21 protein-coding genes and 1 rRNA gene are annotated in these 22,779 nt (G+C 62.9%); 11 read left to right on the top strand and 11 right to left on the bottom strand.

From position 1 onward, the window contains the following. Window positions 1–543: ribosomal RNA gene (locus tag AAGA68_19275) — 16S ribosomal RNA — on the bottom strand; the annotation flags it as partial. Window positions 544–1,403: 860 nt separating this feature from the next. Between AAGA68_19275 and AAGA68_19270 the strand changes: the two genes are divergently transcribed. Next, the gene (locus AAGA68_19270; protein MEM9387212.1) at window positions 1,404–2,015 is read left to right on the top strand and encodes a pyridoxamine 5'-phosphate oxidase family protein; all 612 of its coding nucleotides are present in this window, start codon (window positions 1,404–1,406) and stop codon (window positions 2,013–2,015) included. 211 nt (window positions 2,016–2,226) lie between these two features. Then, window positions 2,227–3,762 carry a peptidoglycan DD-metalloendopeptidase family protein gene (locus AAGA68_19265; protein MEM9387211.1) on the top strand — a complete coding sequence of 512 codons (1,536 nt, stop codon included), beginning with the start codon at window positions 2,227–2,229 and terminating at the stop codon, window positions 3,760–3,762. 34 nt (window positions 3,763–3,796) lie between these two features. On the opposite strand, the gene AAGA68_19260 is transcribed toward AAGA68_19265, so the two are convergent. The 4 genes from AAGA68_19260 to AAGA68_19245 form a co-directional block, all read right to left on the bottom strand. Continuing rightward, entirely contained in the window at window positions 3,797–5,317 is a 1,521-nt protein-coding gene (locus tag AAGA68_19260) for a Ppx/GppA phosphatase family protein (protein MEM9387210.1), read from the bottom strand. A gap of 80 nt (window positions 5,318–5,397) precedes the next feature. Further along, window positions 5,398–5,733 carry an iron-sulfur cluster insertion protein ErpA gene (gene erpA / locus AAGA68_19255; protein MEM9387209.1) on the bottom strand — a complete coding sequence of 112 codons (336 nt, stop codon included), beginning with the start codon at window positions 5,731–5,733 and terminating at the stop codon, window positions 5,398–5,400. A 47-nt stretch (window positions 5,734–5,780) separates the two neighbouring features. Continuing rightward, the gene (locus AAGA68_19250) at window positions 5,781–6,266 is read right to left on the bottom strand and encodes a polymer-forming cytoskeletal protein (GenBank protein MEM9387208.1); all 486 of its coding nucleotides are present in this window, start codon (window positions 6,264–6,266) and stop codon (window positions 5,781–5,783) included. 10 nt (window positions 6,267–6,276) lie between these two features. Beyond that, window positions 6,277–6,927 carry a DUF6776 family protein gene (locus AAGA68_19245; protein MEM9387207.1) on the bottom strand — a complete coding sequence of 217 codons (651 nt, stop codon included), beginning with the start codon at window positions 6,925–6,927 and terminating at the stop codon, window positions 6,277–6,279. Window positions 6,928–7,154: 227 nt separating this feature from the next. Between AAGA68_19245 and AAGA68_19240 the strand changes: the two genes are divergently transcribed. Further along, window positions 7,155–7,574: a CopD family protein gene (locus AAGA68_19240; GenBank protein ID MEM9387206.1), complete on the top strand. Its 420-nt coding sequence runs from the start codon at window positions 7,155–7,157 to the stop codon at window positions 7,572–7,574. Between the two features lie 7 nt (window positions 7,575–7,581). On the opposite strand, the gene AAGA68_19235 is transcribed toward AAGA68_19240, so the two are convergent. From AAGA68_19235 to AAGA68_19225, 3 genes are all read right to left on the bottom strand, one after another. Next, window positions 7,582–8,217, bottom strand: a complete 636-nt coding sequence (locus AAGA68_19235; protein MEM9387205.1) for an RNA pyrophosphohydrolase — start codon at window positions 8,215–8,217, stop codon at window positions 7,582–7,584. Between the two features lie 264 nt (window positions 8,218–8,481). Then, window positions 8,482–9,585, bottom strand: coding sequence for a sensor domain-containing diguanylate cyclase (locus AAGA68_19230; GenBank protein MEM9387204.1), 1,104 nt, complete (start codon window positions 9,583–9,585; stop codon window positions 8,482–8,484). 195 nt (window positions 9,586–9,780) lie between these two features. Continuing rightward, window positions 9,781–9,975, bottom strand: a complete 195-nt coding sequence (locus AAGA68_19225) for a hypothetical protein (protein ID MEM9387203.1) — start codon at window positions 9,973–9,975, stop codon at window positions 9,781–9,783. A 232-nt stretch (window positions 9,976–10,207) separates the two neighbouring features. Here AAGA68_19225 and amrB point away from each other — a divergent pair, with 232 nt between their 5' ends. After that, on the top strand, window positions 10,208–11,038 hold the full coding sequence (gene amrB / locus AAGA68_19220; GenBank protein ID MEM9387202.1) for an AmmeMemoRadiSam system protein B: 831 nt from the start codon (window positions 10,208–10,210) through the stop codon (window positions 11,036–11,038). A gap of 9 nt (window positions 11,039–11,047) precedes the next feature. On the opposite strand, the gene AAGA68_19215 is transcribed toward amrB, so the two are convergent. Further along, window positions 11,048–13,414, bottom strand: coding sequence for an SLC13 family permease (locus tag AAGA68_19215; GenBank protein MEM9387201.1), 2,367 nt, complete (start codon window positions 13,412–13,414; stop codon window positions 11,048–11,050). A gap of 162 nt (window positions 13,415–13,576) precedes the next feature. Between AAGA68_19215 and AAGA68_19210 the strand changes: the two genes are divergently transcribed. Both AAGA68_19210 and AAGA68_19205 read left to right on the top strand, forming a co-directional pair. Then, window positions 13,577–14,470, top strand: coding sequence for an SDR family oxidoreductase (locus AAGA68_19210; GenBank protein MEM9387200.1), 894 nt, complete (start codon window positions 13,577–13,579; stop codon window positions 14,468–14,470). A 216-nt stretch (window positions 14,471–14,686) separates the two neighbouring features. After that, on the top strand, window positions 14,687–15,034 hold the full coding sequence (locus AAGA68_19205) for a hypothetical protein (GenBank protein MEM9387199.1): 348 nt from the start codon (window positions 14,687–14,689) through the stop codon (window positions 15,032–15,034). Between the two features lie 358 nt (window positions 15,035–15,392). Here the strand turns inward: AAGA68_19205 and AAGA68_19200 are convergent, their stop codons facing one another. Then, window positions 15,393–16,424, bottom strand: coding sequence for a DUF4097 family beta strand repeat-containing protein (locus AAGA68_19200; protein MEM9387198.1), 1,032 nt, complete (start codon window positions 16,422–16,424; stop codon window positions 15,393–15,395). Between the two features lie 356 nt (window positions 16,425–16,780). Here AAGA68_19200 and AAGA68_19195 point away from each other — a divergent pair, with 356 nt between their 5' ends. The 5 genes from AAGA68_19195 (at window position 16,781) to AAGA68_19175 (ending at window position 21,773) form a co-directional block, all read left to right on the top strand. Then, window positions 16,781–17,599 (top strand): 5-bromo-4-chloroindolyl phosphate hydrolysis family protein, encoded by an 819-nt coding sequence (locus AAGA68_19195; GenBank protein ID MEM9387197.1) that lies wholly within the window; start codon window positions 16,781–16,783, stop codon window positions 17,597–17,599. A 34-nt stretch (window positions 17,600–17,633) separates the two neighbouring features. Continuing rightward, window positions 17,634–18,722: a toxic anion resistance protein gene (locus tag AAGA68_19190; protein ID MEM9387196.1), complete on the top strand. Its 1,089-nt coding sequence runs from the start codon at window positions 17,634–17,636 to the stop codon at window positions 18,720–18,722. Beyond that, window positions 18,719–19,846, top strand: coding sequence for an SPFH domain-containing protein (locus AAGA68_19185; protein ID MEM9387195.1), 1,128 nt, complete (start codon window positions 18,719–18,721; stop codon window positions 19,844–19,846). The genes AAGA68_19190 and AAGA68_19185 overlap by 4 nt, the downstream gene beginning before the upstream one ends. 94 nt (window positions 19,847–19,940) lie before the next feature. After that, the gene (locus AAGA68_19180) at window positions 19,941–21,053 is read left to right on the top strand and encodes a primosomal protein N' (replication factor Y) - superfamily II helicase (GenBank protein MEM9387194.1); all 1,113 of its coding nucleotides are present in this window, start codon (window positions 19,941–19,943) and stop codon (window positions 21,051–21,053) included. Window positions 21,054–21,203: 150 nt separating this feature from the next. Continuing rightward, window positions 21,204–21,773, top strand: coding sequence for a DUF2058 family protein (locus AAGA68_19175; protein ID MEM9387193.1), 570 nt, complete (start codon window positions 21,204–21,206; stop codon window positions 21,771–21,773). A gap of 5 nt (window positions 21,774–21,778) precedes the next feature. Here AAGA68_19175 and AAGA68_19170 read toward each other — a convergent pair whose 3' ends face one another. Next, window positions 21,779–22,756: an alpha/beta hydrolase gene (locus tag AAGA68_19170; protein MEM9387192.1), complete on the bottom strand. Its 978-nt coding sequence runs from the start codon at window positions 22,754–22,756 to the stop codon at window positions 21,779–21,781. Window positions 22,757–22,779 lie beyond the last annotated feature (23 nt).

Raw genomic sequence — 22,779 nt, 5'->3', positions numbered from 1 at the left:
GCTCGCACCCTCCGTATTACCGCGGCTGCTGGCACGGAGTTAGCCGGTGCTTCTTCTGCAAGTAACGTCAATTTCCAAGGGTATTATCCTTGGCTTTTTCCTCCTTGCTGAAAGTGCTTTACAACCCGCAGGCCTTCTTCACACACGCGGCATTGCTGGATCAGGGTTGCCCCCATTGTCCAATATTCCCGACTGCTGCCTCCCGTAGGAGTCTGGGCCGTGTCTCAGTCCCAGTGTGGCTGATCGTCCTCTCAGACCAGCTACGGATCGTCGCCTTGGTGGGCCATTACCCCACCAACAAGCTAATCCGACTTGGGCTCATCTAATAGCGTGAGGTCCGAAGATCCCCCACTTTCCCCCGTAGGGCGTATGCGGTATTAGCACGAGTTTCCCCGTGTTGTCCCCCACTACTAGGCAGATTCCCAAGCACTACTCACCCGTCCGCCACTCGTCAGCACCCCGAAGGGCCTGTTACCGTTCGACTTGCATGTCTTAAGCATGCCGCCAGCGTTCAATCTGAGCCAGGATCAAACTCTTCAGTTTAAAGGTTTGATATTGACTAGGTTGGTCACTTGGCAGTGACCGACGCTCGTCAGGGTTTGCTTCCCCAGCGAGCGCCCGCACAAATTGCCTGTCCTGATTTTTAAAGAGCGTCCGCCCTCCGTGGAGGCGGACCGACGATGGTAGCTCAGCTCGTGATGGTGTCAAGCAAACATCGGTCTGCGGGGCTGCCGTCGCCCCCCGTTCGTGCGGGGGAGGAGCGGCATTATAGGGGTGGCTTCTACGGGGTCAAGCTTTTTTTTCCAGGAGATGACAGGATCGGTGCTGCGAAAGGCTAACTCGTTGAAAAAACGGAAAAGAGAGTTTCCGAGAGCGATCGTCCGGGTGATCGCCGATAGCTGGTTTGCTGCGTAACAGCGAACCGACCTTCACCGGCCTGGATGTCGTCGGCCATCTTTACACTCGATACCGGCATCTGGCCGGTACAGTTCGCTCGTTCGCGCGTTCCGTAAAGCAGCTCGCTGGACAGGTTGAAGCAGAGTGCGTTTACTGCGAACTAGGCCTCAGTTTGACCGGCAACCGCGGCACCCGGTGGAATTCCGGCATGGGCCTTGCTTGATCAACTAGGAACTGATCGCAAGCGATGTCTGAGAGGGTTACGAAAGTGAAAGTTTCCTTTTACGCGCGACACCGACTGTCCCTTTCCACCGCGGTCCTAGTCTTGGCGGCAGGGGTCGCTCCAAGCGCAGACATTCCGCCGCGCGGTGACAGTAGCCGGCAGGCAGTCCCAGCGCCCGAGGAGAGAGCAGCTGCCATCCGAGTGCTGCGCCAGCGGGGACCCAAGGAGCGGTACGGGTTCGCCGAGCGCCGACAGCGACCGCGCTTCGCGTGAAGCTCGCGCCTTGAGTTCTCCGCCCGCCCAGCGACGAGCCCTGCCGCCGCTGGATCCAGAGGCAATTTGGGCCGATGTCTGGTGCCGGCTCGGCGAAGCCGTAGGCTCTGCCCGACACCCCTTCCACCTCGCGGTATTCGCCACGCTACGAGACGGCGCGCCCGAGCAGCGCACGGTGGTGCTGCGTGGCGTGGACCCGCAGCGCCACCAAACTACCTTCCACACGGACCTGCGTTCGCCGAAAGCTGCTGACCTCGCCAAACCGGGCCCAGCCAGCTGGTTGTTTTACGACGCCACGACACGCGTTCAGCTTCGCCTGCGAGGAACGGCAGAGCTTGTTCACCGCTCGGAAGAGGTGGATCGCCGCTGGCAGAACTCGCGACTCCAAAGCCAATCCTGTTACCGCCACCTGGTCGGGCCAGGGTCGCATCTCGACTCACCGCTCGACTACCTGCCCGACAAATCGGACAGCGGTGCCGGCACTAGGGGACGCCAACACTTTGCCATCGTGGTAACCCAGATCATCTCGCTAGAGTGGCTCAGCTTGCACCACGCTGGGCATCGCCGACTGCGCTTCACAATCGGCGATCGAGGCGTTGACAGCACCTGGCTCGCCCCTTGAACCTCGCCTTACCCTCAACGCGTCAGTTGACCTGATCTAACCCCGCCGCTAGGGTTCCAGCCAATTCGCTGAAAAATCAATAACCGGGGGCCTTAACTTGCAGCGGCGTCACACCACGGTTGGGCTAGACTTCAAATCCTCACCGTTAGCCGTGAAACGCCAACGTCATCGCCCCAAACGCCAGGTCGCTCTGGCGGGACTGGCCTCAGTCATGATGGCCGGCGCGGGCGCATGGACGATCATGCAGCGCACAGCTAGCGTGCCACCTCCGACGATTTCCGCCGCGCCCAAGGCGCAGCCCGAAGCCACTGGCCACGTGGCCGAGGCCCCCAACACCATGGTGACGCGCTCGATCCACCTACCGGGGCAAAGTAAGGCCGCCGAGCTGGCGGTCGAGGCGCCTAAGCAGTCGTCGGAGCGCGGCGAATACCCCACCGCAGCACCGAAGTCGGATCCTCCAAGTCCGAAACGCTCATCTACCTCGGGTGCCCCCAAACCCGATAGGCCTAAGGTAAGCGCCACGGCAGCATTAGTCAGCTCGGCGGAAGCACACGCGGGGCCAATCGCGATCACAACTGTCTCCCTCGCCAGCCCGATAGCCGCGACCAGCGTGGCGCCGCCGCCAAGCCAACTCACGCTCACTGTTCGCCGGGGTGATTCGCTGGATCGCCTCTTCCGGCGCAATGGACTTAGCGTAGGGGATCTACATAGGATGCTTCGTCTTGACGAGGCCGCTGAGGCGCTACGAATGGTGCGCCCCGGAGACGAGATCACAATCCAGCGAGACGGCGAGTCCGTCCTCGCCCTGACCCGACGCCTCGACGACTTTCGCCTGCTCGAGGTTGGTCGAGGCCAAGAGGGTTATGAGGCATCAGTATCGATCGACGCCCCAGAGCGCCGCGTCACCCACGCGCACGGGAAAATCACCACTTCCCTCTTCAACGCCGGCCGTGCCGCAGGGGTTTCGGACAATCTAGTCATGGCGCTGGCGGGGATCTTCGCCTGGGATATCGACTTTGTGCTCGATATCCGTGAGGGCGATGAGTTCTTGGTGCTCTACGAGGAGCTTTGGCGTGATGGCCAGAAGCTCCGAGACAGCGCCATCTTGGCAGCGGAGTTCGTCAACACGGGCGAGCGCTACCAAGCCCTGCGCTACGTAGATCCCGACGGAAAAGCCGACTACTTTACGCCGCAGGGCTTGAGTCTGCGCAAGGCGTTCCTTCGCGCGCCCGTGGACTTCTCAAGGATCTCTTCGAACTTCAATCCGAATCGCCGCCATCCCATTCTGAACACGATTCGCGCTCACCGAGGCGTCGACTACGCCGCTCCGGCCGGGACGCCGGTGAAGGCTGCCGGTGATGGCAAGGTCAGCTTTCGGGGCAGTAAGAGCGGCTATGGCAACACGATCATCTTGCAGCACGGCGACAACATCACGACGCTCTATGCACATCTATCTCGCTTCGCCTCCTACAGGCGAGGCGCACGGGTACGCCAAGGCGAAGTTATCGGCTACGTCGGCAAGACCGGCCTCGCTTCGGGCAACCATTTGCACTACGAGTATCGCGTGGCGGGAGTGCACCGCAACCCGAGAACAGTAAAACTACCGCAAGCTGATCCGATACCAAGCGCTCTGCAAGCCGATTTCGACGCTCATGCGGAGCACGTGTTGGCCCAACTGCAATTGATCCGCAACGTGCGCTTGGCGACGGCTTTGCCGGAGCAAGTCGCTAGCAGTTCAGAGAACTAACCGCCGGATTCACAGGGCATAGCAGACGGTGCTCTTACCCGTCGCCCGTCGCAGCTACCGGAGGCTGCTCCAGGAGCCCCAGCTCAATACCGATCGCCCGCAGGTAATCGGCCTCGTCCAGTAGGTCAGCGTGGGTCAACGGGTGCTCCACCAACCAGCCCTCAGGGAACGCCACACTCACCTCATTGTCGCGAACCGTGAGCTCTATCGTCGGCAACGGCGCGGGATTGCGACTGCGATTGAGGAGGACTGCCAAACGCAACAGCACGGCCGCCCTCGGAATACTCTCCCGCCACGGTAACTGCAATCGCTCGAAGAGACCCACCACGATCTTGCGCCGATGGCTACGGACTAGCCGCCCCACGAGCTCCTGCTCATGCCTGGAGAATCCGGGGAGGTCTCCGTGCTCGATAAGGTAAGCGCCGTGTTTGTGGTACTGGGCGTGCGCGACCGCCATGCCAACCTCGTGCAACTGCGCCGCCCAGCGTAAGGCGAACTGTAGCAAGGGGTCGACCAGTCCCCAGCCTTCGGCGCACTGGCTGAGAAGGGCCAGAGCGGTGTGTTCGACCCTTTCCGCCTGACGTAAGTCCACCGCGTAGCGCGACTGCAACCACCCAACAGTACGAATGCGCGCATCGTCATCGGTGTAACGACCCACAAGATCGTGCAGGACGCCTTCGCGTAGCGCGCCGCTGGAGACGCGCAGCTCTGGCACGTTCAATGACTCGAGCAACCCGAGCAGGATTGCCACACCGCCTGCGAACACGGGTACCCGTTGCGGGGACAAGCCTGGCAAATCGATGTCGTCCGCGTGCCCAATCTCGATCAGATGATCGGCAAGGCGCTGCACAGCGGGTACGATGATACCACCTGAGCGCCAGCCCAACTCTCGCAGCACCGCTTCGGTCGCCTTGATCGTGCCTGAGGCACCCACGGCTTCGTCCCATTGAGCCCCGGCCAAACGCGTCGCTAGGGGCTCGAGCTCAACCTGGGCAGCCATCTGCGCCTTGCGGAACCGCTTGGCCGTAATCTTCCCACCCGGAAAGAAGCCTTGGCTCATGCTGACGCATCCCATGTACAGGCTGTCGAGCTCGTGCGCCGTCAGCCCTTGGCCGGAAATCACCTCGGTGCTTCCACCGCCAATGTCCACTACTAGGCGACGGTGATCCCCAGCGGGGAGGGAATGGGCGGCCCCGAGGAAGATGAGTCTCGCTTCCTCGCGCCCCGAGACGATCTCGATCGGATGGCCAAGTGCCTCCTGTGCCTGACCAAGGAAGTTCTCTATGCGCTTTGCGCGTCGAAATGTGTTGGTGCCGACAACCCGTACGCGCCCGGGGCGAATCACCCGCAGACGCTGACCGAAGCGCGCCAGGCACTCGAGAGCACGCTCACGCGAATCCTCCGATAGACGGCCATCCGCATCTATACCCGACGCCAGGCGAACCATCTCGCGCAGACGATCCAACACCGCGAATCCGCCATCTACCTGGCGGACCACGAGCATATGGAAGCTATTCGAGCCGAGGTCGACAGCGGCGAGGACGCTATCGGGCATCGCTCACAAGCTCGTGGGCCGAGGCGGCCACGAGCACGCGCTGACCCGGTAGGTACGCGGGCGAAGCGCCGGCAGCTTGATTACATCGAGAACGATGAACCGCAGCCGCAAGTCGTTGCCGCATTCGGATTGCGAATCACAAACTGGGCACCCTGAAGATCTTCCTTGTAGTCGATCTCTGCGCCCTTGAGGTACTGGATACTCATCGGATCGATGACCAGCGTCACGCCTTGGTTCTCGACGCAGGTATCACCCTGCTCAACCTGCTCGTCAAAGGTGAAGCCGTACTGAAACCCGGAGCAGCCGCCCCCAGTGATATAGACCCGAAGCTTGAGAGCATCATTGCCCTCCTCAGCGATCAGCTGACCGACCTTGCTCGCCGCGGCATCGGTGAAATCCAGCGTAGGTGCGCTCATCCTTCTACCTTCCTTCCGTAACTATCCGCTGCCTATGAGCGGACGCGCTAGCTCGCCTTCTGCTGCTTTCCAAGCGCGCTCGAGGATCCCTTGGATCCGCCGGACTTGCCCTCGCCCCCATCGCCCGGGCGCTTCTCTTGGTGCGTGACCAGCACGGGTGAGGGCGTGCTCGCGCTGTTGTGGATCAGCTGTCCGTTGACCTCCGCGCCGATCGCCATCTCGATGAGATGATAGAACACATTGCCTACCACCCGCGCCGAGGCGCCAAGTTCGATGCGGCCTGTCACGGTCACGTCCCCTTGGACCGTACCATTCAGGATGAGTTGGGGCACGGCTACGCTACCTTCAACCATCCCCGTATCGCTGATCGACAAGACGGCATCCCCACCGTCTTCATTGCCGCGGATGCATCCCTTCACCTGACCGTCAACGTGGCATCCGCCACTGAACTCGATGTCACCCTCGACACGAGTGTTCCGCCCGATGAGGGTATCGATCTCCGGGGCGTGCTTTCGCGGGGAACGGCCGAACATTTGGATTACCTCAGCTGCTTTTCGCAGACCAGTCGAAAGATTGCCGGATGGCGCGATCGGGATCGTCCTCGGGACTCACCTCGACCACTACGCGATCCGGGATGAAGTCTGGCGGCAGCACCACGTTCTGCTCCAGATCCTTGAAGTAGCGGAAAGAGAACGCCAACGATGCGACTGCTTCACCGCCAGCCAGCTCCTGCGCTTTCAGCACCGCGGGCCGGCCAGAAGCTACCCCTTCTATCGTGAACTCTACATTACCGGCCACAGGCTTATCGTGCTTTGCTGCCTGGACGAGCACCAGCTGCAAGTGGTATACGCTGCCCTGAGCCCCGGGGCGCACTCTAAAATCCTGGATCCGCAGTCCTGCAACGCCATCGTCCGGTGAGACGATCGTGCGATAGAAGTCCAACTCCTCCCGCTGGCTCTGTACCTGGCGCTCCAGGTCTACCAACATCGCCCGGACCTCCTCCTGAGCCTGGCGCTCCACGCCGCGCGAGGTGGTCAGGTTAGCCAGCTCGCGCCGCAGCCGCTGATTGTCTCGCTCCCGCTCTTCTGACTGTTGCACCAGTAGCTCAAGCTCCTGAGCGCCCCGCTTCCACTCCCCTAGGCCGATGCGGCGACCGGACTCGAAAGAAGCGCCCACGGCGGCAAGCGCGATCATAGCGCCACCGAAGAATGCCGCGCGGTGCAGCCAGGGTCGACGTGGCTTTACAACAAGTTGGGTATGTCGCAAGCTCGCCGGTCGATCGGGACTGGGGCTGGCGCTGCTGGAGCTCACCATGGTGAGAGGATCATAGCGGGCCGTGGTCGAGGGAACCATCGGCGCCAAATGGCGCCATCCGCGAGCGCCCAGCGCCGGTCACAACGCGTGCTGTCCGGGAGTCGTGGATGTATTTGTGGCTGAAGGCCTTTCACCTGATCTTCGTGGTTTCCTGGTTTGCTGGGCTGTTGTACATGCCGCGTCTGTTCGTCTATCACGCGATGACGGAGGATGTGACGGGTCATGAACGCTTTCAGGTCATGGAGCGCAAACTGTTCGGCATCATGACGATCGCCGCCATCGGCGCGGCAGTCTTCGGCATCAGCATGATCGCCATTAACTCCTCGCTGCTCTCCATGCCCTGGCTACACGCCAAGTTGGCCCTAGTGCTTGGCCTCATCGCGTACCACGCGTATTGCCTACGCATCATCGGCAGGTTCAGCGTTGGCCGAGAGAAGCACTCTCACATCTGGTTCCGTTGGTTCAACGAGGCACCGGCCCTGGTGCTGATAGCGGTGGTCATCCTCGCGGTGACCAAACCCTTCTAGAGGCCGCTCAGCGGTTGACCTGAGACCCGCCGTCGAGGGCACCCTCAATTAGGGCGGGCTCGGGCTGAGCACCGTTCTTCGTTGGCGAGGAGGATCGTCGTTTGGAGCGTCGCCGGCGGCGACGCGGGATTCGCAAATCGTCAGGCCGCGGCGGTACACCTTCGGGATAGAGCAACGGCCCGAGCTGCTCAAGCGCGCGCGCATAAACGCGCTTCTTGAAGTAGATCACCTCTGCGACGGGCTGCCAGAATTCAACCCAACGCCAGCGATCGAATTCTGGGTGGTCCGTACCATCCAGGCAAACCGAGTTGTCCTCACACTGCAAGCGCAGCAAAAACCAGATCTGCTTCTGCCCGATGCAGAGTGGGAAGGAGTTCTTTCGCCAGTAGCGTTTAGGCAAGCGGTAACGCAACCACGGCTCGGTCGTGCCCATGAGCTCTACCTGCCGCCGACAGAGGCCAACCTCTTCCTCGAGCTCGCGATACATGGCCGCTTCGGGGGTTTCTCCGGGGTTGATGCCGCCCTGCGGAAACTGCCAGCCACGTTGGCCACACCTACCGGCCAGAAGTAGCTGCCCCTCTTCGTTGCACAGGATGATGCCGACGTTGGCGCGGAACCCGTCGCAATCGATGGAATCGCTCATTGGCAGGCGCTGGTCGGAATAGTCAAGATCTCCTCAAGCTCGCGCCCACCCTGCGGATGCCGGGCTGGCACTTGCAACAGCCTTCGCTCAGCTAGTGTGTCAGATTCGTGACGCCGACAACAACACGAGCGCGCGCCAAGTCGCTGTTTCTGCTCTAACCTTCCCCAACTTCGGGTGAGAAGTTGCGGCCACTCTACATAATCGACCGTAAGCGCCGGGGCTAGTCGCGGCGAACCGATTGAGCGCGCGCTGGCACAAGGCAAATCAAGCGGCGTTGCATACTCGGTCGCGGCCTTCAGCTTTAGCCCGGAACAGCGCTTGATCCGCCGCCTGTAGCAACTGACGAACGGCGTGGAGCGTATCGATGCCATCGGCGCTCAGCTCCGGGACTAAGGTGGCGACGCCAATTGAAGCGGTAACCGTGATCGCTCGGCCACTCGCCACCGGGATTGGGGCACCGCAAACCACCTGACGAAGACGCTCGGCCAGCGCCTGCGCTTCTAGACGGCGTGTGTCAGGCAGGACCACAGCGAGCTCCTCTCCGCCGTAGCGCGCACATACGTCACAAGCCCGCACAGCGCCCTGAATCCTCCTCGCCACTTCACGCAGCACCTCATCCCCTGCCAAGTGCCCGAAGGTGTCGTTGACTCGCTTGAAGTAGTCGAGATCGAGCAGCACGCAGGCGAGTGGGCTGCGCTCCCGTCGAGCGCGGGCGAGCGCCTCCCGCAAACGACTGTCGAGATAGCGTCGATTGTGCAGCCCAGTCAGCGGATCGGTGATCGCTCCGACAAGGAGTCGGTCGCGATTTAGGGCGTTTTCAAGACTGATCGCCGCGACCACGGAAAGATTGCGTAGATTGTCCGTGGCCAGATCGGGGTCAAAGCGCGCCGCCTCCGCATCGCCCAAGCAGAGGGCGCCGAGCAAGCGTCCCCCACGGCGCAGCGGCAGCAGCGCGAGGCTGCCCAGGACGCTGGCATCGTGTCGCGGAAACAGCGCAGCATCGCTCGAGCGGTAGCGACACAGCAACGGAGCCCGCAGGTCACGCAGCTGGGGGGGTAGCTGCCCCTCGTGCTCCAGAAAGCGGATCGCGTGCTGGGGGCAACGCACCTGGTCCTCTGCCGTCGCTAACAGGAGGTGGCGGATCTCATGCTCCGGGTCGATCAGCACCAATTGGGCTGCGGAAACCTTAAAGCGCCGCTCGGCACCCACTGCCAGTTCTTCGAGCAGTGCTGCGAGTCCTTCAGCCGAGAGCAGGCGATGTTCGCGCTGAGCAGCGCGACGGCCCGCCTCGTGGTTGAGCTGGGCAGTGCGTTGAAGTTGCTCGAGCTGGCTGCGCAGCTCGATGTTCTCGCGCGCAATACTGTTCATGCAACCAGTAGTAGCAGGGAGTGGGTGCCGCAAACAAGGCCCGTCAACGCAGACACGATGGCCGGTCTGACGAGACTGCTAAAGGTACCTTAACCGGCCGCGAGAAGGCCTTTTACCTAGGCCGACGGGAAGTGTGAACCAGGTCCGCAATTGGATCCGCCAGGTGGCGGATCTGGGGAAACACGGCGACGTGCCTCAGTGAAGACGGGCGTAGTGGATGACCTGCACGTCGTGTGTGTCCACGTCGAAATTTTCGGCAAGGAGGGATTCTAGCTCTTCCAGCCCGAGGGGGCCGAAGAGGTTCTCCACTTCGACAACGCCACAGTACTGAGCGGGATCGCGGTCCATACCCTCGTCGAGTACAAACTGCATGTAGAACTTTGCGGTCATGGGGAAGAAGCCTAAGGTCCGGGCTGCAAAACGTCTGTGAAGAGGCCCACAGGCATATTGCAGTTGGATGAGTCCAGTTCACCGATACTGCTCTGAACAGTCCCTATGACGCCGCCTTCGTACGGCATGTCACCGATTAGCGACAGAACACAGCTCGATATCGTCGCTCGGTGTCCGGTTGCGCCTTGGACCGCTTTGACAGCACCCCGGGCGCACCAGGCATAGTCGACGCATGCGTGCAAACCGCCGGACATCAGGCAGCGCTTACCCGTCGCTTCGGGACGCCAGCGCCGCCGGTCTCTACTACCCCGCCGGCGCTCAGGCACTTCGGCGCGCCGTAGACGACTGTCTGTGCACCGTACGAGGCCCTACGCCTCGCGCCGCGAGCGCAGTGATCGTGCCGCACGCGGGATACCGTTACAGCGGCCCTGTCGCGGCCCACGGTTTCGTTGCCCTTGGCCCAGATCATCGGCGGATACGGCGGGTGGTCGCGATCTCCAGCACGCATCGCGACCATCTCCCGGGTATTGCTGTCCCGTCGAGCGATGCACTGCTCACGCCACTTGGGGCGGTCCGAATCGACAACCTCTGGAAAGCTAATACCATTGGCAATTACAGCGGCGTAAGGCTGCTCGAGGAGCCGCATCGCGCTGAACACGCCATCGAGGTACAGCTGCCGTTTCTGCAGCGCCTAATCGGTGAGTTCAGCGTGCGTCCACTCTTGATCGGTGACGCAGATGACGTACTCTGCGAGCAAGTGATCGACGCTGCTTGGGACGACGATTCAGCGACGGTGGTGGTCGTGAGCAGTGATCTCAGTCGCTACAACGAGTACGACACGGCCCGTCGACTCGATCGTGAAATGCGCCTGGCCGTCGAAGGCAACATGCCGGAGGCAATCCAACACCGTCACGCGGGTGCCCATCGAGCCATCAGAGCCTTGCTTCGACTAGCGTCGAGGCGACAGCTTCGGCCGGCAACGCTTGCCATGCGCAACTCGGCCGACTGCATCGGTGGCGACCCCAACCGGGCCATCGGTTTCGGTGCATTCGCCTTCCACTGATCCCTTGCTTCAGCTTAGGGGCCAGGCGAATGGCAAGAGTGCCATCACCACCAACATCACCACCAGCGTAAGGGGCACACCGAGACGTAGGTAGTCGCCGAAGCGATAGCCGCCGGGCCCCATCACTAGCAGATTGGCAGGGTGAGACACGGGACTCGAGAAGCACGCTGAAGACGAGAGGGCGATTGCCATCATGCCCGTTTGCGGTGAGACACCCGCCGCCGCACAGACAGCGATGGCGATAGGCGCCATTAGGACGATCAACGCTGCCGTAGGAATGACCAAGGTCGACAAGGCCGTGAGCAAGTAGAGTCCGGCGACAACGCCCCAGCCACCCAAACCACCAAGACTGCCGACGAGCGCCTGCGCCACCCACTGCGCGCCGCCGGTGGTCTGCAAGGCCGTGCCCAGTGGCAGCATGCAGGCAATCAGGAAAATGGCACGCCATTCGATAGCCCGATAGGCCTGTTCCATCGTCAGGCAGCCCGTCAGTAGCATGGCGGTAGCGCCTATAACGGCCGCCACCCCGATCGACTGCCAGCCGAGCAACACGGGCAGCAATACGGACACGAGAATCAGCGCTGCTAGGGGGGCGCGCGCACTGACCGGCTCCTCGTCGGCGGGCTGCGTAAGCATAAGGAACTCCTCGCTACGCTCCAGCATGCGCAGCTTCTCCCGCGGACCGATCAACAACACCGCATCACCGAAGCGAAGTTCCATAGCCCGCAAGTCCGAGCGATGCGCCGTACCGCCGCGCCAGATAGCCAGCACTTCTACGCCGAAGCGTTGGCGGAAACGCAGTTCCGCGAGGGTGATGTTGGCCAAGCGCGAGCGCGGCGATAGGGCGACCTCCATAAGTCCCACGGCTTCGGACTCTAGTACGCCCAGATCCGGTTCGGCGACCTGCTCCAGGTCCAGCTCCTGTAGGCCCTGCAGCACCAGTAAGTCACGCAGGCGCCCTTGCACCAGAATGCGGTCCCCCGCACGCAGGGTCTCATCTGGCGACGGCATCAACTGCACCTTGCCCTCGCGCACAAGGCCGAGCACGCGGAAGTCAAACGCGTAGCCGATGCGGCTCGACTCTAAAGACGCGCCAACCAGGCTAGAGCCCTCGGGGACCAGTAGGGAGAACATACGATCTCGCTGACGGTAGCGATTGCGTAGTGCCTCACTTTGCACGCTCTCGTGGGGAGGCCCCTCGGTGAAGTGATCGGATCGCCGCGCCTCCTCCGCCCTCTCTCCAACGCCCTCCAGCAGCAGCGTGTCGCCTGCCTCCACCAGCTGGGTCCCTAGATCTTGACGAAAGATGTGGCCTTCGCGGCGCAGGGCCACCACGTTGAGGTCGAAGCGCCGACGCAGTGCCGCCGGATCGAGCACCTTACTAACCAGGGGCGACGAGTCACACACGGTGACCTCCAACTGCACCAGCTCCTCATTCAGGCGCTTGCGCAGGAGGGATACCTCGCGCTCGATCTGAAAGTCCTTCCAGCGCCGGAGCTCCTCGAGCTGATCCAATCGCCCCTGGACCAACAGGCGATGGCCACGACGAAGCACCTGATCTGGCGCTGGCAAGTGGATCAGCCGACCGTGCTCGAAGATGCCCACCACGACCAGGCCCAAGGCGCGAGACAGGCGCGTCGCACCGAGCGTGCGACCGATGAGCACCGAGTCGTCGGGGATACGTAAGATGGCTGATCGCTCGTGTAGCTTGTACTGCCGCGCGAGATTCCCGCGACGGCGATGGCGAGACTCAGCTCCGGTATCTCGCTCTGGCAGCAGCGCCGGGCCGGCGAGGGCGATGAACACGCTGCCGACCAGGAGCACGGGCAAGCCCACGTGGGTGTAGTCGAACACGCCGAACTCCGTAAAACCGGCGCGCGCCAGGGCCTGACTGGCGAGGAGATTCGGTGGCGTGCCGATCAATGTGGTCATGCCGCCGAGGAGCGTGCCAGCGGAGAGAGGCATCAACAGGCGGGAGGGCGCGATCGAGACCGCGCGAGATACGTCCATGACCACCGGCAGCATTAGGGCAACGACGGCGATGTTGTTCATGAAGGCGGACAGCGCACCGCTCGACAGCACGATGACCATGATCACCTGGCGCTCACCCCCACCAGCGAGCTTCAACACCTGACGGCCGAAAATCCGCGCCACACCGGTGCGAATCAGCCCCTCGCTCATGATGAACATGGCCCAGACGGTGACCACGGCAGGACTCGAAAATCCGGCCAGCGCCTCGTCAGGGCCGACCAGCCCGGTGAGTGCCAGCGCGCTTAGGACCGTCATCGCGGCCAGGTCGATTCGGACCCAGCCGGTGATGAACAGCAACAAGCCCATGGCCAGAATGGCGAAGACCAGGGCGATTTCGAGGGTCATGCGCTTCCAATCCGGAGGGTGCACCGCTACCCGAGAAGCGGCAGCTTGGCGCCGGCGGGACCTGCTCGCTTGAAGCTAGGGCACCGCGCGAGCTACCGTGTTGGCCCGCTCGTGGGTGCCTACCACTCTAGAACATAAAGAAAGCAGCTGGGAGACGATCCGATGAACTTATCCAACAAGACCGCCGTGGTACTCGGCGTGGCTGACCGCTCCAGCATCGCCTGGGGCATCGCTAACCGCTTTGCGCAAGCCGGCGCGCGCGTGTTCATCGGGTACCAGCAGAAGTTCTTCTCGCGCGTACGGATGCTGCTGCAGGAACACCCGAGTGTGGATGGCGCCCGCTGCGATGTCATGAAGGACGAGGAGCTGCAAGAGTTCTTCGGACGCTTTTCCTCCACGGGCATCGATGTGCTGGTCCACTGCCTAGCCTACGGTCCGCCCGAGGTGTTCACGGCCAAGCCATCCCAGGTCGGCGGCGATGGGTTCAACCAGACCCTCTCCATCTCGGCCCACTCACTGCTGAAAGTCTCCGGGGTCGCCAAGCCCTACATGCGCCCCTGGGGCAGCATCATGACCCTGAGCTATCAGGCGTCCTGGCAGGCCCAGCCCTTCTACGGGATGATGGGAGTGGCCAAGGCGACACTCGAGAGCTGCGTGCGTTACCTGGCAACGGAGTTTGGCGAGCAGCGAGTGCGCGTGAACGCTCTGTCGCCGGGACCCATCGAGACCCCTGCGGCCCTCGGCGAGGTGCTCGCTTTCCTGAGAGACCCCACCGCCCTCGATACGGAAGCAGGACGCGTGTTCAAAGCGCTGCTCGAACAGATGCAACACGATCCGTCGATCGCTAACGCGGACGAAGTGACGAAAGCGCGGGCGATCTGGGATCGCGTGCAGGCCCGCTTCGCGCAGGAGTCGGCCATGCCCGAGAGCGTTGATCAACACGATGTCGCCGACTCGGCCCTGTTCCTGGCCAGCGACCTATCAAAGAAGATCACCGGGCAAACCCTGCACATCGACTGCGGCATGTCCTCATCTCGCATGATGCCCATGGTCTAAGGGCGCTCGGCCCGGCAAGGAGCTGAACCCAACGGTTCAGCTCCCATTCAGTCTCCTTACCTCGCCTGCCTCGCGGCGCGCGTTCAGGCAGCGTTCATAGCCGCTGGCGCAGACTTACTCCCGACATCGCGAAAGGCCGCGCTCGCCACCCGCTACCCGTAGCGAGCAGTGCGTAGCAAGAAGGTCTTCGCGACTTTGCCCCCTAAGGAGTAAGTTATGAGCAACCATCGCAAGAGTCGACGCAGTGCGGTCGTGGCCACCCTGGCGGTGGCAGGTGCGGCCCTCGGTCTGACCAGCTTCGCGTCAGTAGCCAGTGCCCACGACCGTGTACATGGGCGGATCAGCCCGTCCTACGCCTACGACAACTACCGCTACGACTACGGTGATCGCGTCGATCGCCAGCTCGATCGCCGCGCCCTGCGGGCCGCCAACAACGGCAACTACCGTCGGGCCACCCGCCTCGATGCGCGAGGCGATCGTTTCGATCGCTACTGGGACGCGCGCCGCGGTCGCTACTACACCTACCGCTGGGACTGCGGTCAAAGGATTCGTGTGTGGCTCTGATCCCCTTCACCTGTGAGAGCCGTCAGTAGCAGCGCCCAAGTCTCCTGCGCTGCCTTCGGGCCCGGTCTACCCACCGGGCCCACTTTTTGCTGGTACGGCGCACTTGCCCAAACCCTCGGCAAGGTACGTTGGCGGGCGCGAGCCCCACACCGAATCCATCATTGATGGTCGCGGGACTCGGCGCTTGCGCGCAGCCGATCGCCTCAAAGAGGCGCTGACCTGCCGCCGCTTGTTCGCAGATCGACCCGTCCGCTTTCAGTCGGCAGGCGTAGGGAGCAGGATAGTGCCTCGTGCACAGCTGTTGCCGTCCGCGATCGGAATCGGAATCGTGAGTTCGGCGCGCCAGCGCCCGCTATGGTCAATCGCGCTTAATGCGGATTCGATGGCTGGCGCGGATAGAGAGCTCCGGGCCCCCACCGTTCAAGGCCGCACGCAGTTCGGCGCGGTCATCGTCCCAAGCTGATGCCGGAAACTCGAAGTCGCTGCTGACGCGGGAGTTGCTGCTGTAGGCATCGATATCCATAGCGACCCCCGGCGCAAGGCTTACGGTTACGCTACCCCCATGGGTGCGCAGCTCACTGTTGCCGGACGGCTGGGAGCGAATGCGCGCGTTGATGCTGCCGCCATTCGTTGAGGCGTCCACGGACCCGTAGACATCGTCCACGCTCACGCTGCCCCCCGCCGTATGTGCCACGACGTCGCCCCCGCTCGCGCCGATGCGGATCGACCCCCCGGCTGTGCGCGCGTTTACCGAGCCGCCCGCATCATCGATGCTGATCGAGCCACCGGCCGTCTTTGCCTCTACTTCGCCTCCTGCGCGTCGTACGCTGATGGAACCACCGGCCGTGTTCAGCCTGGCATTTCCGCGCGACTCTTCGAGATCGATGCTGCCACCGGCGGTCCGGGCTCGAACTTCACCCCCCATGTTGGCCATGCGAATAAAGCCACCAGCGGTGTTGACGTCCACGTCGCCATCCAGGTCATCGACTTCTATGCTGCCGCCGGAGGTGTTGACCTCGATCTCAAAGCCTCGCGGCACAGACACGCGGAATTCGATCTCCAGGTCGCGGTTGTTCCAGTTGCGGCGGCCGGGAAGTTCTCCACGCACGCGCACCTCGTTACCACGCTGGTCGAACTCCACCTCGAAGCGGTCCGCGTCGCGACCATCGCGCTCTACGCGCACTTCAACACGGCCGGAATCGTTGGATTCCACCTCGACGGCACCGACGTCTGAATCGAGCACCAAGCGGCCCGTTACGCCTACATCGAAGGTGCGCTCGATGACGTCGGCGTGAGCAACACCAGACCCGACCAGTACCCATCCGACGATGGCAAAGGCCCCGATAGGGGCGACGGTGCTAGGCACCAGTGGATTCGCGATTCTCAGCATGGTCTGCATCTCCTACCGAAGGCCAAGGTCGTGCTTGGATGCGTCCGCACCTCCAATAGTTTGAATCCCCGTCAGAGCGTTTTTCGCAAGTCTGTGATCCTTAGCGACTTCCGAGGCCGAAGTCGGCATCTCAAAACGCCGTATACTTGGGTGCTGAACGCCCGTCGGGAGCGCCACCATCGACCATCAACCGCGCACCTCCACCGCAACCTCCCCCCAAGCGGACGCACCGCCCGCGGGACCGAAGCTACCCAGCCCGCCCCCGGTATCGCTAGTGCTGCGGCGCATGGCTGGGGGGATGATTTTGATGCTTGTGGTGGGCCTGACGACCTGCGGGGGCCTTTGGAGCGCCGCAGGTGCCTGAGATCTATCGATCACCGCGACACGCTGCGCTACCGCGCGTCGATCTGCGAGGGTACCTTCTGCTCCCACTCGCGCTGCCGCTAGTCCTAGCCACAGTGCTGTCCCTCGCCCGCGGCCGAACGGACCAAGTGCTCGCCGAGCTCGCTTCCTTGGGACTGATCGGCGCTGCCGTGTGGCTCGTGCGCCGTTCACTTCGTCCCGAAACCCTGCGGGAGGCGCCCGATGTGGCGCGTCGCGCCCGCTGGCTTGGCAGTGGCGCGCTTGCCCTCGGGTGCGCCATCTGCCATCGCTTGCTGATCGGTCACAGCACGGCATTCTCGCTGCTCATCGCTGGCCTGGCACTGCTGGGAGCTTGGCTAGCCTGGTGGCCGCACGAGACCGCCGATGCCGGCAGCCGCGGAGCACCGAGAGCCGCACGTCAACAGCTCGCGCGAGCCCGCGGGCAAATCGAGCGCCTTGACGAGCTCGCCAGGCGTTTGCGCGCGCCACAACTCTCCACCCGACTGGATCGCATCGTCGCCGAGTCTCGCCAGATCCTCCGCATGCTGGAGGAAGATCCTAGCGATGTGAGTAAGGCACGTCGCTTCCTATCGGTGTACCTCGATGGTGCCCTACAGGTCTGCGAGCGCTACGAGAAAACAGCCCTTCAACACGGCGTGACCGAATTGGAGGAGAACTTCACCGAAGTCCTCGACACTATCGCCCGCGCGTTCGCCGAACAACGCGAGCGATTGCTCGCCAACGACGTGTTGGATCTCGACGTGCAGATCGAGGTGCTCAAGCGACGCCTCGAGCTCGAGGGCATCAGCTAAGGCGGCTGCACGGAATTACGCGAGGATCGGCCCTATGTCATCACCACCTAGCCCACCGACCGCCGACCACGAAGTTGCGGAGATCGATCAGGAGGCCCTGAACCGGCTTCTGGATCTCGAGGATGCGCAGTCGATCATGAGCTTCGGCGCCAGTGCGCAGCGGGAACTGGCCGGCGTCACCGATCAAATGCTCGATGGGGTCAAGAACCAGGACGTGGGCCAGGCAGGCGAGGCGCTGAACGATGTGATTGCGACCCTACGCGGGTTCGATGTGGACGCGCTCGCAACCCACAACGAGCGACGCGGGTTGCTCTCATGGCTGTTCTCCGCATCGCGGCCCCTCGCGAAGTTCCTGCAGCGCTACGAGAGCGTTCGCGGACAGATCGACGCGATCACCGATCGGCTCGAACAGCACAAGACCACCCTGCTCACGGATCTGACCCGCCTCGACCGCCTGTACCAGGGTAGCCTTGAGTGCTTTCACGGGCTCGAGGGCTACATCGCCGTGGGTGAGAGACGCCTGGCGCAGGTGGACACCGAAACGCTGCCCGGTCTGCAGGAGAAGGTCGATGCCGGCGGTGAAGTAGTGGACGCACAGGCGCTGCGCGACCTGCGCGCATCACGTGACGATCTTGAACGGCGTCTCCATGACCTGCGCCTCACCCGTCAAGTGACCATGCAGAGCCTACCGGGCATCCGGCTGGTTCAGGAGAACAATAAGGGGTTGGTCAACCGGATCAACTCCGTAGTCACCAACACCGTGCCCCTCTGGCGCCAGCAGCTCGCCACCGCCGTCGCCATTTACCGATCCAGGGAAGCGACGCGCTCAGTCGAGGCGGCAAGCGACCTTACCAACGAGATGCTCGAAGCGAATGCCCGCGATCTCAAGGTCGCCAGCGCTGAGAGTCGGCGAGCGATCGAACGGGGTGTTCTGGACATCGCGTCGGTCAAGGCGGCGAACGAAACCCTTATCGAGACCATCGAGGAGAGCCTCGCGATCGCGCAGGAGGGGCGCCAAGCGCGGGCCGCTGCGCGCGAGGAACTGCAGGCAGCTGAGGCACAGCTAAGAACAGCACTCGCCAACGCGGCGAGTCGCGAGCAGACGGAGAACACTGAATCATGAGTTTTTGGGACCGAATCCGCGGCGAATTCGTCGACGTCATCGAGTGGACCGACGACTCGCAAGACACGCTAGTGCATCGCTTCGAGCGCTACGGCAACGAGATCAAGTACGGCGCCATGCTGACGGTCCGCGAGGGACAGGTCGCCGTCCTGGTCAACGAGGGCCGTCTCGCCGACGTCTACCAGCCGGGCCTGTACAAGCTGGAAACCAGCAACATGCCCATCATGACCACCATCATGAGCTGGCCGCACGGCTTCCAGAGCCCCTTCAAAGCCGAGGTCTACTTCTTCAGCACGCGCCAGTTCACGGACCTCAAGTGGGGCACGAAGAACCCGATCATGCTGCGCGATCGCGAGTTCGGTCCCGTGCGCCTTCGCGCCTACGGCACCTACACGATTCGCATCGAGAATCCAGCCGTGTTTCTACGCGAGGTCGTGGGCACGGACGGGCGCTTCACCACCGACGAGATCACCAACCAGCTACGTAATCTCATCGTCTCGCGCTTCAGTACGATTCTCGGCGACTCGGGAATCCCCGTGCTGGATCTCGCCGCCAACTACGACAAGCTCGGCGACTTCATCAGCAAGTGGATCGGCCAGGAGTTCGGCGAGTACGGCCTCGCCCTGCCCACGCTGCTAGTGGAGAACATTTCCCTACCCGATGCGGTGGAGAAGGCGCTGGACAAGCGCACAAGCATGGGGATCATCGGCAACCTCGAGGACTACGCCACCTTCCAGGCCGCCGAGGCGATGACCGTGGCGGCCGCCAACCCCGGCGGGGGCGCCGGGGATGGCGTGGGCCTTGGCATGGGGTTCGCAATGGCTTCGAAGCTCGGCGAGACCCTGAGCACCGGCGGCAAGAGCCCCGCCGCCGCGCCTGGCGCCGCGGCGGGTGGCGACACACCGCCCCCCCTTCCGACTGAAGCTCGCTACTACCTCGCCGTCAACGGCCATCAGACGGGTCCTTTCACCAAGGCCGAGGTACGCGCGAAGATCCAGTCTGGGGAACTGTCACGAGATTCGCTCGCGTGGCGCCCAGGCCTAGAGGAATGGCAGGAAGCGGAGGGCGTTGTGGAACTGGCGCAGATGTTCGCTCAGATGCCACCGCCGCTACCGCCGCAGTAGGCCAGACATCGGATAGGCGGTAGATGCTCCCACGGTCTTGAATCAGAATCAGCACCACGCCGAGACGCAAGAGTCGACTCAGGCGCGCCCGCGGATGAACGAGCGCGCATTCGAGTGCGAGGCTTGCGGTGCCCTGCAGACGTTCCAGCCCGGGACACGCATTCTCGAGTGCGCCTTCTGCGGCCACCACACGCCGATCCCCGATCGCGCCTCAGCCGCGATTCGCGAGTACCCTCTGCGCGAGGCGCTCGACCGGTTGGCGGACGCAGGCCCGATACCCCCTACCGCGACCCGGTGCCCAAACTGCGCAGCACAGTTCCACTTCGACCCCAAACAACACGCCGGAGAGTGCCCGTTCTGCGCCACGCCAATCGTCATCAGCCAGCCCAGGCACGACGACGCCGAGCACCTCAAGCGCATCCACCCGAAGTCCCTGCTGCCCTTTGACATCGACGAACGAGGAGCGCGCGAAGCTGTGGCCAAGTGGCTGGGCAAACTGATCTTTGCGCCACCGAAGCTACGGCGCTACGGACACGTGGGAGGCTTGCACGGGGTATACCTGCCGTATTGGACCTACGACGCCCGCACGCGAAGCAGCTACGCGGGTGAGCGGGGGACCGTGTACTACGTCAACGTGCCCGTCACGACCGTCCGCAACGGCCGCACGGTCACCGTCAATCGACGCGAGGCCCGGGTACGCTGGCGACGGGTGAGCGGTACCGTCTCGCGCCGCTTCGACGACGTTCTCGTGCGCGCATCGAAGTCACTTCCCCGCGTTTTGGCGGACAAGCTGGCGCCCTGGGACCTAGCGGCGCTGGTCCCCTACGACGAACGCTACCTGAGCGGCTTCCGCAGCGAAGTCTACGAAGTAGGCGTGGATCAGGGCTTTGAGCTTGCACGAGGCATCATGGGCGGGGTGATTCGCCGAGACGTTCTGCGAGACATCGGCGGCGATCGCCAGCGCATCCATTCGGTTCTTACCGAGCATTTCGATACGACTTTCAAGCACCTGCTGCTCCCCGTTTGGACGGCGAGCTACGAATACCGCTCGAAGCGCTTCCGCCTAGCCGTCAACGCTCGTACGGGTCGCGTCGTGGGCGAACGTCCATGGCACTGGCCAACGATTTTGCTAGCGGTGACGCTAGGTACCGGTGCGCTCGGCGGCGCGCTCTGGTTGGCACACCGGGCGGGGCTACTCCAGGGCTAGACCAGTACCACTCGACCTGGAGTTGCAACGGGCACCGTTGTGCTTCAACAATGCTGTGGTATTTTGCGACCTTCGTTGCACCAGCGCACCGTAATCGAACCAGAGCTATCGACCTGCCGCATCGTACGGCTCGGTCGGCGGAGAGCACCCATGGGAAGTCTGCAGGATCAGCTGCTGCAGTCCGGATTGGTCTCGGAAGATCAACTTCGAAAGTCGAAACAAGACGCAGCCAAAGGGCGTAAGCGCAAGCCACGCAAGAGCAAGGCGGAGCGCGCGGCCAAAGCACCAGACAGCGAAGCAACACGCGCCGCCAAGGCCGCCTCCTCTGCCCGTCAACAGCGAGACAGGGAGCTCAACCAAGCGCGTAATGTGGAGCGCGAGCGCAAAGCGATCCTCGGTCAGCTGCGGGCGATCATCAACGAACAGCGCTTGAACGACCCCGAAGGCGATATCAAACACTTCTACCAGTCTGGTAAGAAGATCAAACAGATCTGGGTCACTTCGAAGCAACAACGTGAACTCGTCACCGGCGCCCTGGTGGTAGCTGTGCTCGAAGGCAGGGGGCACTTGATGGCCTCCGCCCAGGCAGAGCGCCTACTCAAGGTGGATACGAAGGGAGAGCACATTCGTATCGCCAAGGCGGACGAACCTGCGCAAGCGACTGCAGCGGAGGATGATCCCTACGCCGCACATCCTGTGCCCGATGACCTTATGTGGTGACCAGGCTAGGGGTTTGCCTTCGCTACGCCGCGGCGCGCAACACTGCTCGAATGCCGCGCGCGCAAGCCACCGAGAAGTCCAACCGCTGTGTCATCGTCTTCGGGCCCACCAACTAGCGCCTGCGGGTCGCGCAGAAACGACAACACCAGATCGTTAAAGACGCGCGGCTGATCGTAGGGAGTCGCGTGGCGGCTGTCTCTGACCAGTTCGAAGTGCGCGTTGCGCAGCTGACGAACCATGTCGATGCGCTCCTCGGGTGGCACGAAGTCCTGATCACCGCTCACCACGAGCACAGGCATCTGCAGCTCGCGTAGACGCGGCACCACGGACCAGCCCGCCAGAGCCTGGATCGCGGCAAGATAACTCGGCTTGTGATTACGCAGGTGTCGACGCGACATCTCCTCGCGAAGCGCGCGCTGCTGTGGAGCCGGAAAACAGTGGCGATTGAGCAGCTTGGTCATGCGCTGGAGGCCCCGTTCACTGCCCATGCCAATCCGGTAGAGCTTCATCAGCTGCTCACGCCAACGCTCGATCTCGAAAGAGGCTTGGGCGTTGACCAGGGTCACAGAGGCCGCGCGCTCAGGTCGCTCTACGGCAAGTTGGAGCGCGACGGCGCCCCCCATCGAGTGGCCGAGTACGTGAGCGCGCCGCACCTGAAGCTCATCGAGCAGTCCCAGCACGTCCTGCGCGAAAGCTGGCACCGTGTAGCAACCGGATGGCTTGTCTGACCGGCCGAAGCCGCGCAGACAGGGCATGATCAAGCGATGGTGCGGGGAGAATGCTGGCACCTGCAGGTCCCAATCCTCGCTAGAACACCCCAGCCCGTGAAGCATGAGCACGGGCGCCTCTTCAGGATCACGGTCCCGACCGAGGTAACGATAATGCAGGCGGATGCCGTTGACGGCTGCGTAAGGCATACCAAATGGAAGCACGACGCGGCACACGTTGCGCTCTGCTAGATCACACGCGCGCAAGTCCAACATCCCGGGCCGCCAAGGAGCTCGTG

The organism is Pseudomonadota bacterium (assembly GCA_039193195.1).
Taxonomy (GTDB): Bacteria; Pseudomonadota; Gammaproteobacteria; order Steroidobacterales; family JBCBZW01; genus JBCBZW01.
Note: the sequence above shows the minus strand (reverse complement) of the source record. Positions and strands in the feature narration are given on the sequence as shown.